The sequence below is a fragment of the Salinimicrobium sp. TH3 genome (assembly GCF_026676115.1).
Classification (GTDB): Bacteria; Bacteroidota; Bacteroidia; order Flavobacteriales; family Flavobacteriaceae; genus Salinimicrobium.
The window spans coordinates 719,507-736,190 of record NZ_JAPONB010000001.1; the positions used below are offsets into that span (position 1 = coordinate 719,507).

A 16,684-nucleotide genomic window follows, 5' to 3' on the forward strand; every position below is an offset into this window, starting at 1 on the left:
CAAAAATAAGAAAAATAGTCGGGTTAAAAAGGATAATTGATGCCTACATTGAATACAGCTTTGGAAAGATTGTAACCACTAAACCACCTGTTTCCGGGTTCAAGGGCAGGATTGTATGTTTTAAATCCAACATCAAACCTGAGGACAAAAAAGTCAAAGTCATATCGGAAACCTACACCTGTTCCCAAAGCAAGTTCTTCAAGATCGGAAAGGCTTGTAAAGGTAGAGGCTTCCTCTTCTACCACGTCAAAAACATTCCAGATATTTCCTGCATCGGCAAAAATAGCTCCATTGAGATTTCCAAAAAAGTTAAAGCGGTATTCGGCACTTAGGGCGATCTTTAAGTTGGCTTCGTTGAACTCATTGCGACCACCGCTGCTTCCAGGTCCCAGGGAATAAGGTTGCCAGGCACGGTTGTCGTTGGGCCCACCGGCGAAAAAAGATCTTATAAAAGGAATACTGTTAGAATTTCCATAAGGAACAGCAATTCCGCCAAAAGTACGAATAGCAAAAACATTTTCCCCGCCAAGATCCCAGTGTTTGATATAATCAATTTCGGTTTTCACATATTGAGAGAAATTAACTCCGAAGATGCTGTACCTGCCAGATTCATCTTTGTCTAATCCCGCCAGTTTTGAAGCTACAGACAAGATGTTACCAGCGGCTTCCAGTTTTACCCGGAGCCGGGAAAAATCTTCATCATAAATATTTTCCTTTTTATTAAGGATGTATGAGAAATTCGTGGCGTAAATGAGATTGTCTTCGGTAAGCCGGTTTTTTCTTTCCCTAAGATCGTTCAGGATCTCGTCTTGATTTACGGATAGTCCATCCACCTCTCCCAACCGGGCAGCACGAAGAAATCCATCGGCTCCTTCAGGAATTGAAAGAAATCGTTCACTCTGTTCATTTGTGGTGTAAAATTGTTCCGAGGCACTAATATCTTCAGAAGTAGCTATTTCATTAAGTTCAAGATAGGAGTTGCGGTAAACATTAAAATAATTATCTACATTGAGGTTACGCACATACTGCACATTCACCAGATCCATTAGGTGTGTGAGGTTGTCATTGGGCATCCAGCGATAATTCATTACGGCGGTAAGACTTTGCTTGTCCAGACCAATGTTGGTTTGGGTACTGGCACCTATTCCCAGAGTAGTAAAAGGATACATATATTTGGGAATAAACCTTTCTGTCGCAATTGGGAACAAGATGCGGGGGAGCGTGAGATCTACGTCTACACCAACTTCGGTAATATCAAAAAAGCGATCGGCATCATTTGCGGCATCTTTTGAAGAACCAATACTTCCGCGGCCGGCAATCTCCAAAATTTCGGCGCCTCTAAAAACATTCCGGATTAAGAGAGAACCTCCAAAACCAATTCCTATTTTCTGAATATTACTTTGGGAAATGTCAAACTCGAAACCAAGGGAATACTTTTGACGGGGTGTAAGAAAGATATTTGCAATAAGAGCATTTCCTGTGGTATCTGAAGGGTCTTCCATGTACTGGATATTTGGATACCTAAAGGTCCTTAGCTGGTTAAGGCGATTGTAGGTGAGCGTTCTGTTTGCATCTGAATATATAGTACCCGGTGTAATAAATATCGCATTGGTAAGAGCGCCAGGTTTAAATTGCAATTCGTCAAAACTATACAGGTTGTAGCCTTCATTCGAGGCAGTGTCTGTTATAGGTTCATTTCGGTTTTCATACCTGTAATCGGGAAAAATATTGACAGTGCTTATTTTATGAACTTTGTAAGGGATCCTGGTCTGCACGCCGTCAACCGTCGCTTCTCTATTTTGAATTATTAGTGCCGTATTAACCTTATGATCTGTATTAATTGTGTCTGCTTCAAAGCTAATGGACTCCTGCTCGAAGTGGTATAACCCATTATTGCGGTAAAGTCCGGTTAATCTTTCTCTTTCGGCACCATAATCCTGTGTTTCATATTGCATCCCGGGAACTATAAGTGAATTCTGCTTGTGAGCCTCATAAATGGAATCTGCTACAATAGAAGCGATTCTTGGGGTGATAGAGTCAACAATGTAAGGTTCATTTGGAGTGACGAAATATTTAACTTTCGCTCGTTTTTCTTTGGTGGGAATGATCTCATAACCTGTCTCTGCATTGAACCAGCCATTGTTCCAGTACCAGGCCTTTAGTCTTTCTGCCGATCTTTGAGTAAGGCCTTCACTCACAACTGCAGGTGGTTCTCCAACATTTTTGATCCATTCATTTATGTTGACGTATATATTTCCAAGCCTCACTACCTGTTTTTCTGAAAGAATATCAGCTAATCTTTCTGCTCGTTTAGGTTTTTTCTGAAGCCAATTCAAATAGGTGGTATCGGGATTGGGATTAGCTAAGTTGTAGAGATACAGCTGTATGGGAAGGCCCAAAAAGGTTTTATTCGGTTCCTGGTAGAGCTGATCATATATGGTGTTTGTTGAGATTTCCTCTCCGTCTACATAAATGGTGTTCTTTGTTAATAGTCTTTGTCCATCTTCAACTCTTTTTACAGCGTTACAGGAAGAAAGAAATAAAGCAATTAAAAGAATTAATGATATTTTTGCCTGGAATTGTCTCAAGTAGCCTATTTAATGTGCTCAAAAATACAACTTTGGTATGTTTAGCAAAAGCCAAATTAAACTTATAAAAAGCCTGTTCCAAAAAAAGTTTAGGAACCAACATCGTCTGTTTTTAATAGAGGGGAAAAAAGGCATTTTTGAGCTTCTTGATTCTTCTCTTGAGCTTCATTCTCTTTATACTGTTGAAGATATTTTCAATGCTTCGGAAGAAAAGATCAATCTTATTTCTGAAACCGATCTAAAAAAGATTAGCAACCTGCATACTCCCCAAACTGCATTGGCTATTTTTCATATGCCTGAAGTAACGCAACCTAAAATAAATGGTTTGCAGGTGGTGCTGGATGAAGTGCAGGATCCAGGAAATTTGGGAACAATAATTCGCTTGTGCGACTGGTTTGGAGTTGAAGATTTAATTTGTTCCCCGGGCACTGTTGATTGCTACAATCCTAAAGTGGTACAGGCTACAATGGGTTCAATTTCAAGGGTGAAGATCCATTACCTTGGTATCACCGAGTATCTGACTATAGCTAAGGAAAAAACTCCGGTCTACGGCACATTTTTGGAAGGTGAAAATGTTTATACCCAAACTCTGTCTCCTGAAGGAATCATTGTTTTGGGCAACGAAGCCAATGGTATCTCTTCACAAGTTGAACAGCTTATTTCCAAAAAACTTCTTATTCCGAAGTTCGGAAATTCTCAGAAAACAGAAAGCCTTAACGTCGCCACAGCGGCTGCGATCTTTTTAAGTGAATTCAGCCGAAGAAAAATTACTGGAAAGTAAAGTTGATAAAGATAGCTCGCGAAGACATTTTTTCTACGTTACGGGTGTATAAACTGTTGGGGTTGTCATCTCTTACCAATTCATCATTTATGGCAAAAACACCTCTAATGGAAGGAGTGAATTTGAAATAATAAAGGTAAAGATCAATTCCCAAACCTATTTCATAGTAAAAATTATTGGTGGTCATTCGAAATTGTCCATCCTCGTTGTCTTCTGGATTATTTTCGTTGCTGGACAGGTTAATTGATGTAGAAACTCCTCCTACCACAAAAGGTTTGAAGTTGTTGATTCGGGTTGTAGAGAACTTCAGCAAAAGCGGAATATGAACAAAGGTGGAATTAATTTCTCTAAAAGTTCCCGCATCTGCTTTTGTTAATTGGAAGTTGATTCTATTAAAAGAAACTCCCGGCTCGAGACGTAAGTCAAGATGGTCGCTTAGCCTCATATTTCCAATCAAACCCACATTAAAACCTATAGTCCTGTCAACAGAATAATCTTTTCCAAGAGAGGCACCTTCTATATAATTTTTATAATCAAAATCAAAATCATAGGTGTTGAACCCCAGGAAATATCCATAGGAGAAACGCTGCTTATCAAAATTGGGGTTATTGATAACGTCTTCTCCCGAAAAGATCTGTGCGCGGGCAGGCAAAGCGCCAAATACAATAAGGGCCAGGATTAAATACTTCTTCATAAGCTTATTTTGATGCCGAATAAATTGTCGCCACTCCCATAGTTTGGGGATGATGCCGTACATCTATAAACCCGGTTTCTCTCAAAATATTGTTGAGTTTTTCACCATAAGGGAAAGCTGCAGCACTTTCACTCAGGTAGCTGTAGGCTACCTTGTCTTTGGAAAACATTTTTCCTATTAAAGGAAGTAAGTTCTTCGTATAAAAATTATATCCCTGTTTAAATGGGAATTTAGTAGGAACAGAGGTCTCTAAAATGACAAATATTCCTCCTTTTTTCAGAACCCGAAAAATTTCGGATAAGCCTTTTTCAAGATTTTCAAAGTTCCTTACTCCAAAGGCGACTGTTATTGCATCAAAGCTGTTATCTTCAAAGGGCAGGGCTTCAGAATCTCCCTGTATCATTTCAATTTTTCCTGTTAGCTTCTCGTCTGCTATCTTTTCCCTTCCCACAGCTAGCATTCCTTCAGAAAGATCAAGACCTACAATTCTTTTAGCGCCGGTTTTTGCAAGGCTTATTGCAAGATCCCCGGTCCCTGTAGCAATGTCTAGTACAGATTCGGGATTGGTTGCAGAAACCATTTCGATTACCTTTTTGCGCCACTTTACATCAATTCCAAAAGAGATCACCCTGTTGAGACCATCATAGTTTGTAGAGATGGTATCAAACATTTGCTCTACCTGTTTCTTTTTGTTGAGATTGGAATCTTTATATGGTGTCACATTCTTGCTCATTCGGAAAAATTTTCGCCAAAGATACGAGTTTATCTACCAAATGCTGAGGCTGTAAACCAAATACTTGAGTGGTATTTTATTTTGGTTGAGTGAAATACCTTAGCTTTGTGCCTCTTGAACTTATTCGTTCCTTATGAAAATAATCATTGCCGGTGCCGGTGAGGTAGGATTCCATTTAGCGAAATTGTTATCATATGAGTCACAGGACATCACTCTTATCGATGTTAATCGTGAAAATCTTATTTATGCCGATGCTCATCTCGATATTCGTACTCTTAGGGGGGATGCCACATCAATTTCTGTCCTTAAGGATGCACAAGTCAAAGATGTGGACCTGCTTATAGGGGTTACAAGCAGCGAAACTACCAATATCACTGTTTGTGTTCTTGCGAAGCAAATGGGTGCTAAACGTACCATTGCCAGGATCGCCAATCAGGAGTTCCTGGAAAATAAAGAGGAAATTGGGTTTACTCAATTTGGAATTGATGAGCTAATTTCTCCCGAAGCTCTGGCTGTAAAGGAAATAGAACTATTGCTTAACCAGTCTGCTTTTAACGACAGCTACGAATTTGAAGACGGAGCTCTAACCATGGTTGGACTCACCCTGCCGGAAAGTGCCGCTTTTATAGGAAAATCGGTGAAGGAGACTGCCAATATATTTCCGGGAATTCATTTTATGCCTATTGCCCTGCGTAGGAGGGATACTATTGAAACACACATTCCTCGTGGTAACACGACATTTAGAGAAGGAGACCAGGTCTATTTTGTTACTACAAAGGGAGGAGTAAATGATCTCTACAAACTTACCGGGAAAAAACGACAGAACATGAAAAATGTCATGATCCTGGGGGGAAGTAAAATTGGCCGTAAAGCTTCAATGGACCTGTGTAAAAAGAAGATGAACGTTAAACTCATAGAGAGTGATAAGGACACAGCTTTTGATCTTGCCGATGAACTTCCAAAGGCATTGATCATACATGGAGATGGGCGTAATGTTGAATTACTTGAAGAAGAAAGTATTCAGGATATGGATGCATTTATCGCAGTAACAGGAAATTCTGAAACAAATATTATGACGTGCCTGGTGGCTAAGTCAAAAAATGTAAAGCGAACAATAGCTTTGGTTGAAAATATGGATTACTTCCAGCTAAGCCATTCTATAGGTATTGATACCCTGATAAATAAAAAGCTTTTGGCAGCCAGTAATATTTTTCGATATATTAGAAAAGGAGAGGTTGTAGCCATGACGCGACTTAGCAATATGGATGCCGAGCTTCTTGAATTTATAGTAAAGCCAACCTCAAAAGTCTCCAACAAAAAGATTGTTGACCTTGATTTTCCAAGATCGGCAATTATTGGAGGAGTGATAAGGGATGGAATTGGAGTAATTGCACTGGGGAACTTTAAAATTCTACCCGGGGACCGAATTGTAATTTGTTGCTTACCTCATGCCATCCAAAAGGTTGAAAAACTTTTCTTGTAATGCCAAGACTTAATAAGCCTATTATTACTCATATTATGGGTGTGCTCCTGGTTTGTAACGGGGGCTTTATGCTTACTGCCTCGGGAGTGAGTTTTTATTATGAAGATGGAGTTGCCCTGGAAATCTTTATAGCAGCTCTTTTAACTATGGGCGTAGGAGGCCTAGCCATGTTGCTTACCCGGGGACATACCCGGGAAGTCAAAAAAAGAGATGGTTACTTAATTGTGACTCTTGGCTGGATCTTCATGGCGCTTAGCGGAACTTTGCCTTACGTGCTGAGTGGCGGGATACCCTCCTTTACAAATGCCTTTTTTGAGACTATGTCTGGTTATACCACGACGGGAGCGTCCATTCTTAACGATATTGAATCTGTTCCCGAAGGTTTGCTTTTCTGGCGGAGTCTCACGCACTGGATAGGGGGGATGGGAATTATTGTTTTGGCTATTGCTATCCTGCCGCTCCTGGGAATTGGAGGGATGCAGTTATTTGCTGCGGAAGCTCCCGGCCCAAGTGCCGATAAGCTCAAGCCTAGAATCACAGATACTGCAAAAAGACTCTGGTTCATATATGTTGGGCTTACCTTAGCTGAAACTGTTCTCCTTTACATTGCCGGGATGGGGCTCTTTGATGCTGTAAACCATTCTTTGAGCACATTGTCTACAGGTGGATTTTCAACCAAAAATGCAAGTCTTGCATACTGGAATGATAACCCTCTGGTGCAATACATTGTTAGCCTCTTCATGTTCCTCGCAGGGACGAATTTTGTGATTAGCTATTTTGGGTTCAAAGGTAATTTTGGGAAAGTCTTTCGGGATGAAGAATTTAAATGGTATTCTTATTTTGTGCTGGGTTTCACAATAATCGCTGCCCTTATTATCTTTTTTAAAGCCGATCCTTCAATTTCATCGGTGGAACATCCAATGGTCCTTGGTGAATTTGAGAGTGCCTTTAGGCATGCCTTGTTTCAGGTTCTTGCAATCGTCACAACTACAGGATTTGTAACCGCAGATTACACCATGTGGACCACTTTCCTAACCGTCTTTTTCTTCGGAATGTTCTTCCTGGGAGGATCAGCGGGTTCTACAGCGGGGGGTGTGAAGGTGATGCGACATGTGATCATGATTAGGAATGGACTTATTGAGTTTAAGAGAACCCTGCACCCTAATGCGGTACTGCCTGTTCATTACAATGGCAAAAGCATTAGTAAAAAAATCGTATTTAATATTTTGGGCTTCTTCATTCTTTACATGCTATCTTTTATTATTGGAGCTGTTGTTCTGGCCGCAATGGGGCTGGATTTTGAAACTGCCATTGGGGGAGCAGCTTCTTCCTTAGGAAATATTGGTCCCGCTTTTGGGGATCTCGGTCCTGTAAATAATTTTGATTCCTTACCTCCGCAGGGTAAATGGTGGTGTGCTTTTCTCATGTTGATAGGAAGGCTTGAACTGTTTACGGTACTTATTTTACTCACACCTTTCTTCTGGAGAAACAGGTAATTTTAGTGATCAGTGATCAGTGCCCAGGGTTTAGTTTTCAGGTTGATTTTACCCGATTTTAGTGAGAGGTCTGGAGGGTAAATGGTTGTCTGGATAGTCATTTCCCGAAGGCCCAAAAAACTTTTTAAAAGTGATATTTACAGGATTTATAATAAGGTGATTTTGTTATAAAAAAAATCCCCACTTCTTAAGTAGGGATTTTCCATAAATTTTTTTTAATCAATTATGCTTCAGAAAGGGCATTTTTGATGCGCTTCATTGCTTCTTCTATTTCAGTTTCACTGGCAGCATAGGAAAGTCTTATACAATTTGGGCTTCCGAAGGCATCTCCTGTAACCGTAGCCACTAGAGCCCTTTCCAGAAGGAACATAGAAAAATCTGTCGCATCTTTTATTTCATAGTCATTGAGGGTTTTTCCGAAGAAATAGGAGACATCGGGAAATACATAAAATGCACCTTCGGGCTCTGTAATTGTAAAGCCGGGAATATCTGAAAGCAGGTCAATGATCAATTTTCTGCGACTTTTAAACCTGTCGATCATATACTGGATCTTGCTCACAGGAGCTTCCAAAGCAGTAATAACGGCTCGTTGAGCAATACAGTTGGCTCCGCTGGTGATTTGGCCCTGCATTTTGTTACATGCCCTTGCAATTTCTGCAGGAGCACCTATATAACCAATTCTCCACCCTGTCATTGCAAAAGCTTTTGACACACCATTAACCGTAACAACGCGGTCATACATGTCTTCGAACTGAGCCATGGAAGCATGTTCTCCCACAAAATTAATATGCTCGTAGATCTCATCACTCACAACAATGATATTTGGATGTTTTACCAGAACATCTGCCAAAGCCCGGAGTTCATCTTTGCTATATACCATTCCGCTTGGATTGGAAGGAGAGCTGTACCAAAGCATCTTAGTCTTAGGAGTAATAGCAGCTTCCAACTGTTGAGGTGTCATTTTAAAATCTGATTCTACTGAAGTAGGTACTTCTACCGGAACTCCTTCAGCCAGCTTTACAATTTCGGCATAACTTACCCAATATGGGCAGGGGAGGATCACCTCATCGCCGGGATTAAGCATGACCATGGCCACATTGGCCAAGGACTGCTTTGCCCCTGTAGAAACAACTATTTGAGACCTGTCGTAAGTTAAGCCGTTATCTCTCTTGAATTTGTTGATAATAGCATCCTTAAGTTCCACGTAACCGTCAACCGGAGTATAGGAGTTATAATTATCATTAATAGCCTGTATTGCGGCTTCCTTTATAAAATCGGGAGTATTAAAATCGGGTTCTCCCAGGCTTAGGCCTATAATGTCTTTTCCTTCTGCCTTTAACTCTCTGGTCTTGGCTGCCATGGCCAGGGTTTGAGAGGTGGACATGTTGTTAATGCGGTCAGATAATTGGTACATGCGAAAGAGGTTGATTTTTATGCTGAAACTGCGGGCTTCATTCCCATTTCCTTCAGGTGACGGAAATGTGCGGCAATTGCAGCTCTGGTTGTTTTGTACTCGTTATACGGAAGCTCACATTCTTTTGCTGTTTCCTTCACAATTTTCGACAGCTTATTGTAATGAATGTGGCTTATATTTGGAAAAATATGATGTTCTACCTGGTGGTTCAGCCCGCCGGTAAACCAGTTAATAATTCTGTTCCTGGTTGCGAAGTTAACAGTAGTAAACAGTTGATGGATTGCCCAGGTGTTTTTCATGGAACCTGTATCATCTGGCAAAGGCATATCTGTCTTTTCAACTACGTGGGCAAGTTGGAATACCACACTAAGAATGAGACCTGCAGTGTAATGCATAATAAAGAAGCCTATGAGAATCTTCCACCAGGCGATCGAAAGGATCAACATAGGAATAACGATCCAGATGGACACATAAATTAATTTAGTAACGGCCAATATACTCCATTGCTTCACCGGATTGGGCATTTTGCCATAGGAGAGCTGTCTTGATAAATAATTTTTAGTCTGTTTAAAATCGGTAGTAAGAGCCCAGTTAAAAGTAAGGAGTCCGTACAAAAATATGGAGTAATACTGCTGAAACCTGTGGAAGCTTTGCCATTTTGAATGTTTACTGAAGCGAATAATCCTTCCGGCATCGAGATCTTCATCGTGGCCGTGAATATTGGTGTAAGTGTGATGCAGCACATTGTGCTGTACCTGCCAGTTGTAAACATTTCCTGCGAGGACATATATGGTGCCGCCCATGAGATTATTGACCCATTTTTTGGAGGAGTAGGAACCGTGATTCCCATCGTGCATGATATTCATTCCTACCCCAGCCATCCCAACTCCCATCACTACCGTTAGTAGTAACATCCACCACTGGGAGATATCAAGAGTAAGAATAAGAAAATATGGGGTTAAGAAAAGGGAAAACATGACGATAGCTTTAAGGTGAAGCTTCCAATTTCCGGTTTTTGAAAGGTTGTTCTCTTTAAAATAAGCGTTTACCCTGCTATTAAGGGTTCGGAAGAATTTTGCTGAATCTGTCCGGGAAAATCGTACTGTAGGTGTATTCATTAAAAAATATATATGTAAATGACAAAGGTATAAGATTATTATTCTTTGTGAGTATACCTGCTCACAAATAACTGTTTTAAATTAATTACTTTTGCTGAAAAATAAGAAGTTTGGAGCTAGTCGAAAAATATTTTCCCAATCTATCAGAAGATCAGAAGAATAAGTTTTTTAAACTGCAGGAATTGTACCACGATTGGAATTTGAAAATAAATGTAGTTTCCAGAAAGGATATTGATGAGCTGTACCTGCGCCATGTGCTCCATTCCCTTGGTATAGCAAAAGTGCAAAACTTCCTGCCCGGAGCTTCCATCCTTGATGTAGGTACCGGTGGAGGTTTTCCGGGAATTCCCTTAGCGATTCTATACCCTGAGACAAATTTTCACCTGGTGGACAGCATTGGCAAAAAGATCAAGGTGGTTAATGAAGTGGTTGAAGGACTTGGTTTAAAAAATGTTCATACCACGAATGCCAGAGTGGAAGAGGTTCCCGGGCATTACGATTTTATCGTGAGCCGTGCTGTGGCTGTGATGCCAACATTTATGCACTGGATAAAAGGGAAAATAGCTAAAGAAAGCAGGCACGAACTGAAAAATGGAATTCTTTACCTGAAAGGAGGTGATCTTTCTGAAGAGCTTGCTGATTACAGAACGGCTGTAATTTATGATCTGCAGGATTTCTTTGAAGAGGAATTTTATGAAACCAAGAAGGTGGTCTATTTACCGCTGAAATATAAAAAATAAGCAGGCTCAAAAATGGCATTTTTGAGCCTGCTTATTCGTGACCGTTTTTTTAGTCTACCAGAAACTTCATTGTTAATGTTGATTCTTCTGTAGTCACCCTTAGGAAATACATGCCCTTACTTGTGACTGAAACGGGAAGTTCGGTTACAGCTTTAACTTCTGAATTGTTATAAGAATGAATTTCCTGTCCAAAAGAATTGTATAGGATTATATTTTTTACAGGTACTAACTCCGGATTCCTTAGCACTATTTCTTTGTTCTTCGAGGAGTACTGCAAATCAAAACCGGGAGGGATGGGTAAAGGCTCTTCTGGCTCTTCAATTACAACATCTCCGTCCCCATCACCAGCTCCTGGATCTACAGGTTCTTCGTTATTGCTAAACACAATGGCATAACGGTCATGGATATCACCTTTTTCTACCTTTGCAGTAAAAACCGATTCCTGTAGGTTATGATAAGTATCCTCCTTAATATCCTTCACAAAAATCTTGAAATCCCCATCGATATTTTCAAGGTCGTCAATACGTATTATGAATTTGCCGCCTTCGGCTGTTTTAATTCCTAGTGGTAGAATACGATCTGAATTAAAATCGGGCACCCCCTGAATAACAAGTTTAGAATCTCCCATAAGCCAATACATATCTTCGGAAATGTTATCGATAAGTGGAGCATCAAAACCAAGATCAAACCCTTCAGTGGAACGGCTATCGGCAGTAACCAGAATTTGTCTGTGATATTCTGCTGGAGATTGAAATTTGATCCAGATCTTTCTCTGCTGTTCTTCTTTATTTTTAGTAGAGGAAGAACTATTTAATGTCTTCTTGTTAGCAGAAAAGAAAACAACGTCATCCCTTCCGTCAGTTTGATCAATTCCTTCTCTTTTATAAATGCGCTGTTGATTACTGAAAGTAATTTTGTCTCCGCCTGTGGAAATAATTTCGTCTCCATTATTTTCTATTACTGTATTTATAAAAAATCCTTGTCCTACAGGAATATAATCTCCTGGCCGGGCACTTCCTGTCCTGGAGGGGTCGCTATTATCAATGCGACTGTCCACTGACGAAGCAGGTTCAATGGAACCAGAGAGATTATAAACTGCATATCCGCCAATGTAATGCTGGAGATAATGATCTGTTTTGGCGAAGTGATCCCAAAAATAAAGGGTTCCATTAAAGGAGCTGCTGGCGTTGTTACCCGAAACTATGTTGTCAGTAATAAAAGTATCGGCATCAATGGACGAAGGATAAGGGTTACCTATTAAATAGTTCTCTCCTTCTGAAGTCTCATTGATTTGAAGTTCAATCGTTCCATTATTTGGAAGGCCAACAAAAGTATAATTTTGAAGTGCATCATTGCTCGCATGACCTGATGTTCCTTTCATGCTATAACCTTCGCCAACTGCCAGACTACCAGTGCTGCCAACATGTTGCCAGGAAGAATATTTACCTGCAGTTCCATTGAATTTATGCAACCAGTAATTGCTTACTCTACGCGGATTGGTAAAAGGTCCATCGGCAAAGTGGTATTGACTGCCGAAGGTAAGGTCTCTAAAAGTGGTAATGGTACCGTCCTTCATTGTGCCTTTTACAGTGAAATTAGAATTAAGCCCGGCACTTACAGGGGAGGTCCAATAGTTATAGGTGAAACTACTTGCCGTTCCCTGTTGATCTCTTTCGAGATATCCTGAACTTGAAGAAGCTAGGATACTTCCCTCTGTTTGGAGCAGCTGAGATTCTCCAACCAGGTCAATTACTCCATTCAATTTGAGGTAATGAGTAACGGTAAGACTCTGACCCGAATTCGATTCATTTTGAGGACCTGAAGGATTGGCTATCGTCAATCTTCCTGCTTCAGATCGCAGACCTAAAACCGTTATGTCTTTAGCATGTGAAGTTATATTGTGATTGGTTACCACGATATTCCAGTCTATAAAGGTATCTCCATCAATTCCTGTACTATTAGGGTAGTCCCAAACAGCAGGTCTTAACCAGGTGTCATCTGCAGTCCATACGCCGTTTCTTGCTGAAAGATAGGGTAGGGGTGCGGTGTTTTGCTGAAGGGTGGTAATATTTACCATTTTCCCATCATATGCACCCGGACCTTTGTCTTTGGTGGTTCCGTTAGTTATTTCACTTGTAATAAGAGGATAATAAGCGAGGATATCCTGTGTATAATTCAAGGTCCCTGGAGCTGCCAGTGGCAAAGCAGTACCCTCCAAAGGAATGCTTCCAACCTTTAGTCTCTGGTTCATAAGGAATCGAACCTGATCTTTAGTCAGCGCTTTTTTCCAAATTCTTACTTCCTCTATCCATCCATGAAAGTAATTTTCGGGCTGTGCATTTGCCGAATTATAGGCAGCGCCAATAATAAATGGGAAGGTGGATGCCGATGGAGTACCAGGGATGCCTGATGCCACCTTTATTCCATCAACATATAGGCCTTCATTATCACCTCCTGTTATTACTGCAATGTGGTACCACCTGTCGGTTCCAATGGGATGTTGGGAAGAAATAGAATTTCCGTTCCAGCGGAATTTCGGGATATCGTTTTCCACAATGAGGTCAAATCCTCCTGAATTAATTGAAGAATTATCCCTTTTTGAGAACACTGTCTTTTTACCCGCAGTTTTATTTGCATCCTGTTTTACCCATGATTCTATTGTAAAAGAGGAAGGTAAATTAAATTTGTCCCCAATTACTACATGGTCATTCACACCATCAAAGTCCAGAGTGCTACAGTTTGTAAAAGAAATTTTAACATCATCTGATGTGCCGCAAGGAACAGACCATCTGAGTGTATAAGTTCCTGTGCTTCCCGAAAAGGCCGAATGAGGGTTATTTACATCAGTAATTTCACCACCAGATGGACCGTTTACAATGGTCCAGGATCCTACGGGAGTCGGTTCTCCTTCTGCAACTTCAGGATTAAAGACTGCGGCCAGATAAGTTCTGAAGTTTCCACATTCCAAAATCTGATCGGGTCCTGCGTTGGCAATTAGTTCTGCAGGTTGAGTGATGGTAACCGTTAGAGATTCTTCACAGCCATTTGCGTCCCTTACAGTAACTACATGATCTCCTGCTTCTAAATTAGTTGCGGTAGATGTAGTTTGTCCATTATCCCAAACATAAATATATTTTTCATTTGTAGAAGCCTCTGTTCCTCCTGTGGCTATTACTGTCGCAGATCCATCCGTTCCACCGAAACATGTTACATTAGTGGATGAGTACAAATCAATTTCAAGCGGATCCTGCGGCTGAAGAATTTCAATTTCTGTTGTGGTATAAATGGTCTCACCGTCAGATATAACCACTTTATATCTACCGGCAAGAAGTTCAGTAAAAGTACTGGAATCTTGAAATTGTTTTATCGTGTTACCATTAACAGCCGAAATAAGTTTATATGTATAATTACCGGTTCCTCCTGAAGCTCTCGAATTAATAATTCCATTCTCTCCCCCATAACATAGAAGAGCATTTGGAAATGCTACTCCAAACAAAGGAGAAGTAACTGTTGCTTCATTATTTGTAGAGTAACATTTCGGATTATTACCAATTCCCTGGGTTGTTCCACATTTCCGGTTTTTATTAACCTGAAAGGTCAGATAAATTCCTTCAACTTTGACAATGTCTCCGCAATTATAGTCTATGGCAAATGTTTGAGCGACATCGGGAATATATTCCTCATCATAGAAACAATCCTTAACTCTGTAATTTGTAATTGTATTGGTTTGTATGTTCTCTACCGAATAAATCAGTTCAATTTGAAGACTATAACGTTGAGGTTCGGTAGGGAAATTAATGTAAATATACTTTTGACCAATAGTAGTGCAATTTTCAGAAGTTATTTTCTCGGGATTTCCATTGTTGTCAATTTCTGCTCCTCCAATAAAATAGCTGTCCAAGCCGAGATCACTTGAACCACAATCGTCAGAAAAACATCCTCCAACATACTGAATTAAAGATTGCTGAAATTCTCTTCCTTTGGCATCTTTTACTTTTAAGGTAATAAGTTTGTCCCCAATGTTTCCGTAGGTAACTCTGTGAGTTCCAGGTCCAGTAGCTGTGGCCGGGTTAGCGTTTTCTCCGAACTCCCAGCTATAGGTATAGGGGGCAGTACCTCCTATGGCATTTTTCCCTTCTACTTCAAAATATGAGGTACGGATAGTATTATCATCTTCACAAATAGAGACAGGAATTATATTTGCAAATAGTGCATCCACTACTTCCACTGTACCCGTGGCGGAACATCCGTTAGCATCGGTAACAGTAACTGAATATGTCCCTGCCAAAAGATTAGTTGCTGTTTGGCCGGTTTGATTGTTGGAATCATTCCATTGATATGTATAATTTGGTGTTCCTCCAATGATTTGAACCGTTGCAGTACCTGTGGCTGAACCATAAGAAGTGGTTTCAGTGGTGAGAAATCCATTAATATTGAGTTCGGTCGGTTGGGACACTGTTACATTTCTTTCCGCTACACAACCATTGGCGTCTGTTACTGTTAAAGTATGAGTGCCCGGTGAAAGTCCTGTAGCCGTTTGAGTTGTTTGTCCGTTACTCCATCTAAAGGTGTAACCGGGTGTTCCTCCAATTGCTTCTGCGTAGGCAGTGCCATTGTTTTCCCCAAAACAGCCAGAAGTGGTTTTCGGGTTTACAATTTCAACAAAAGCATCTGGTTCGGTTATGGTAATTTCTATTGTTTCAGTTTCACAGCCGTTGGCATCAGATGCCCTTACAGAATAATTTCCTGCAGGAAGATCCGTTTTAGTGTCTCCGGCACCTAAACTTCCCCAGTCATAACTGAAGGGAGCAACTCCTCCTGAAGCTTCTACAGTTATAGCCCCGGTTGCATTTCCGTTACACAAAACATGGGTGACATTTAAAGGTTCAATTTTTACCGGGTCAATTGTAACACTTTGTGCAACCTCTGTTTTGTTTCCTGCCATATCTGTAAAAATCCAGGTGATTTCTCCGGATGTTGTAAAGGTGGTCGACTGCGTAGTAGTTGCAGTTATCTGGTTATCACAGTTGTCAATGGTCGTAGGAGCCTCAACTGTATATTCACACCCCCAAAGGATATCCTCTAGCTGGGGAACATTGGGAGCTTCGTTATCTTCTACAGTGATTGTTTGAACAACAGGATCTGCAGCATTTCCAGCAGCGTCGCTTACTGTCCACTCAACTGTAGTTATGCCTACGGGATATGTGGCGTTTAGAGGCTGGCCATCACTTCTCACTCCAACAGGATTTCCAACACTACAATTATCTGTAGCAGTAGCTTGTACTCCGGAAACTCCTGCATAGCATTGGCCGGTTATGTTAGAAATAGTGATATCTGCACCAGCAGTTATGACAGGTTTTATATTGTCGTCAACAGTTATAGTTTGGACAACATCAATTGAATTTCCTGCCTGATCTTTGACGCTATAGGTTCTTGTAATGACTTCTGGATTGGATTGTCCATTGCTTGAATCAGAAACGAAAGTCACGGTAGGATTTGCAGTACAGTTATCCGCTTCGTCTGTAACTACTGAAATGTCTGGGTTAGGAATATCAGCCGAGCACTGCACATTTATGCCTGCAGGATTACTGGCAGTAGGATCTGTGGTGTCGTCGACAGTTATTGTTTGAGTAACAT

At 40.6% G+C, this 16,684-nt stretch carries 10 protein-coding genes; 4 read left to right on the plus strand and 6 right to left on the minus strand.

The genetic code is table 11. The annotated features are described in order from the left end of the window. Positions 1–23 precede the first annotated feature (23 nt). Positions 24–2,588 carry a translocation and assembly module lipoprotein TamL gene (tamL, locus tag OU683_RS03080; RefSeq protein WP_268135014.1) on the minus strand — a complete coding sequence of 855 codons (2,565 nt, stop codon included), beginning with the start codon at positions 2,586–2,588 and terminating at the stop codon, positions 24–26. A gap of 37 nt (positions 2,589–2,625) precedes the next feature. Here tamL and OU683_RS03085 point away from each other — a divergent pair, with 37 nt between their 5' ends. Further along, positions 2,626–3,369, plus strand: coding sequence for a TrmH family RNA methyltransferase (locus OU683_RS03085; protein ID WP_268135016.1), 744 nt, complete (start codon positions 2,626–2,628; stop codon positions 3,367–3,369). Here OU683_RS03085 and porT read toward each other — a convergent pair. After that, the gene (gene porT, locus OU683_RS03090; RefSeq protein WP_268135018.1) at positions 3,356–4,063 is read right to left on the minus strand and encodes a type IX secretion/gliding motility protein PorT/SprT; all 708 of its coding nucleotides are present in this window, start codon (positions 4,061–4,063) and stop codon (positions 3,356–3,358) included. The two genes, OU683_RS03085 and porT, sit on opposite strands and share 14 nt — an antisense overlap. 4 nt (positions 4,064–4,067) lie before the next feature. Continuing rightward, positions 4,068–4,796, minus strand: coding sequence for a bifunctional demethylmenaquinone methyltransferase/2-methoxy-6-polyprenyl-1,4-benzoquinol methylase UbiE (ubiE, locus tag OU683_RS03095; RefSeq protein WP_268135020.1), 729 nt, complete (start codon positions 4,794–4,796; stop codon positions 4,068–4,070). Between the two features lie 133 nt (positions 4,797–4,929). Between ubiE and trkA the strand changes: the two genes are divergently transcribed. Continuing rightward, complete coding sequence (trkA, locus tag OU683_RS03100; RefSeq protein WP_268135022.1) at positions 4,930–6,279, plus strand: Trk system potassium transporter TrkA; 1,350 nt, start codon at positions 4,930–4,932, stop codon at positions 6,277–6,279. Continuing rightward, positions 6,279–7,775, plus strand: coding sequence for a TrkH family potassium uptake protein (locus tag OU683_RS03105; RefSeq protein ID WP_268135024.1), 1,497 nt, complete (start codon positions 6,279–6,281; stop codon positions 7,773–7,775). The genes trkA and OU683_RS03105 overlap by 1 nt, the downstream gene beginning before the upstream one ends. A 223-nt stretch (positions 7,776–7,998) precedes the next feature. Here OU683_RS03105 and OU683_RS03110 read toward each other — a convergent pair whose 3' ends face one another. Continuing rightward, positions 7,999–9,189 carry a pyridoxal phosphate-dependent aminotransferase gene (locus OU683_RS03110; protein WP_268135026.1) on the minus strand — a complete coding sequence of 397 codons (1,191 nt, stop codon included), beginning with the start codon at positions 9,187–9,189 and terminating at the stop codon, positions 7,999–8,001. A gap of 17 nt (positions 9,190–9,206) precedes the next feature. Next, entirely contained in the window at positions 9,207–10,307 is a 1,101-nt protein-coding gene (locus tag OU683_RS03115) for a fatty acid desaturase family protein (protein ID WP_268135028.1), read from the minus strand. A 110-nt stretch (positions 10,308–10,417) separates the two neighbouring features. On the opposite strand from OU683_RS03115, the gene rsmG reads away from it, so the two are divergent. After that, a complete protein-coding gene (rsmG, locus tag OU683_RS03120; protein ID WP_268135030.1) occupies positions 10,418–11,047 on the plus strand; it encodes a 16S rRNA (guanine(527)-N(7))-methyltransferase RsmG in 630 nt (209 codons plus the stop codon). A 49-nt stretch (positions 11,048–11,096) separates the two neighbouring features. Here the strand turns inward: rsmG and OU683_RS03125 are convergent. Continuing rightward, positions 11,097–16,684, minus strand: a 5,588-nt coding sequence (locus tag OU683_RS03125; protein ID WP_268135032.1) for a DUF8693 domain-containing protein, incomplete at its 5' end; no start/stop codon positions are given.

Coding starts and splice junctions, on each gene's coding strand:
- OU683_RS03110 (WP_268135026.1), bottom strand. CDS start 9,189: ATGTACCAATTATCTGACCGCATTAACAACATGTCCACCTCTCAAACC.
- porT (WP_268135018.1), bottom strand. CDS start 4,063: ATGAAGAAGTATTTAATCCTGGCCCTTATTGTATTTGGCGCTTTGCCT.
- trkA (WP_268135022.1), top strand. CDS start 4,930: ATGAAAATAATCATTGCCGGTGCCGGTGAGGTAGGATTCCATTTAGCG.
- ubiE (WP_268135020.1), bottom strand. CDS start 4,796: ATGAGCAAGAATGTGACACCATATAAAGATTCCAATCTCAACAAAAAG.
- OU683_RS03105 (WP_268135024.1), top strand. CDS start 6,279: ATGCCAAGACTTAATAAGCCTATTATTACTCATATTATGGGTGTGCTC.
- OU683_RS03085 (WP_268135016.1), top strand. CDS start 2,626: ATGTTTAGCAAAAGCCAAATTAAACTTATAAAAAGCCTGTTCCAAAAA.
- OU683_RS03115 (WP_268135028.1), bottom strand. CDS start 10,307: ATGAATACACCTACAGTACGATTTTCCCGGACAGATTCAGCAAAATTC.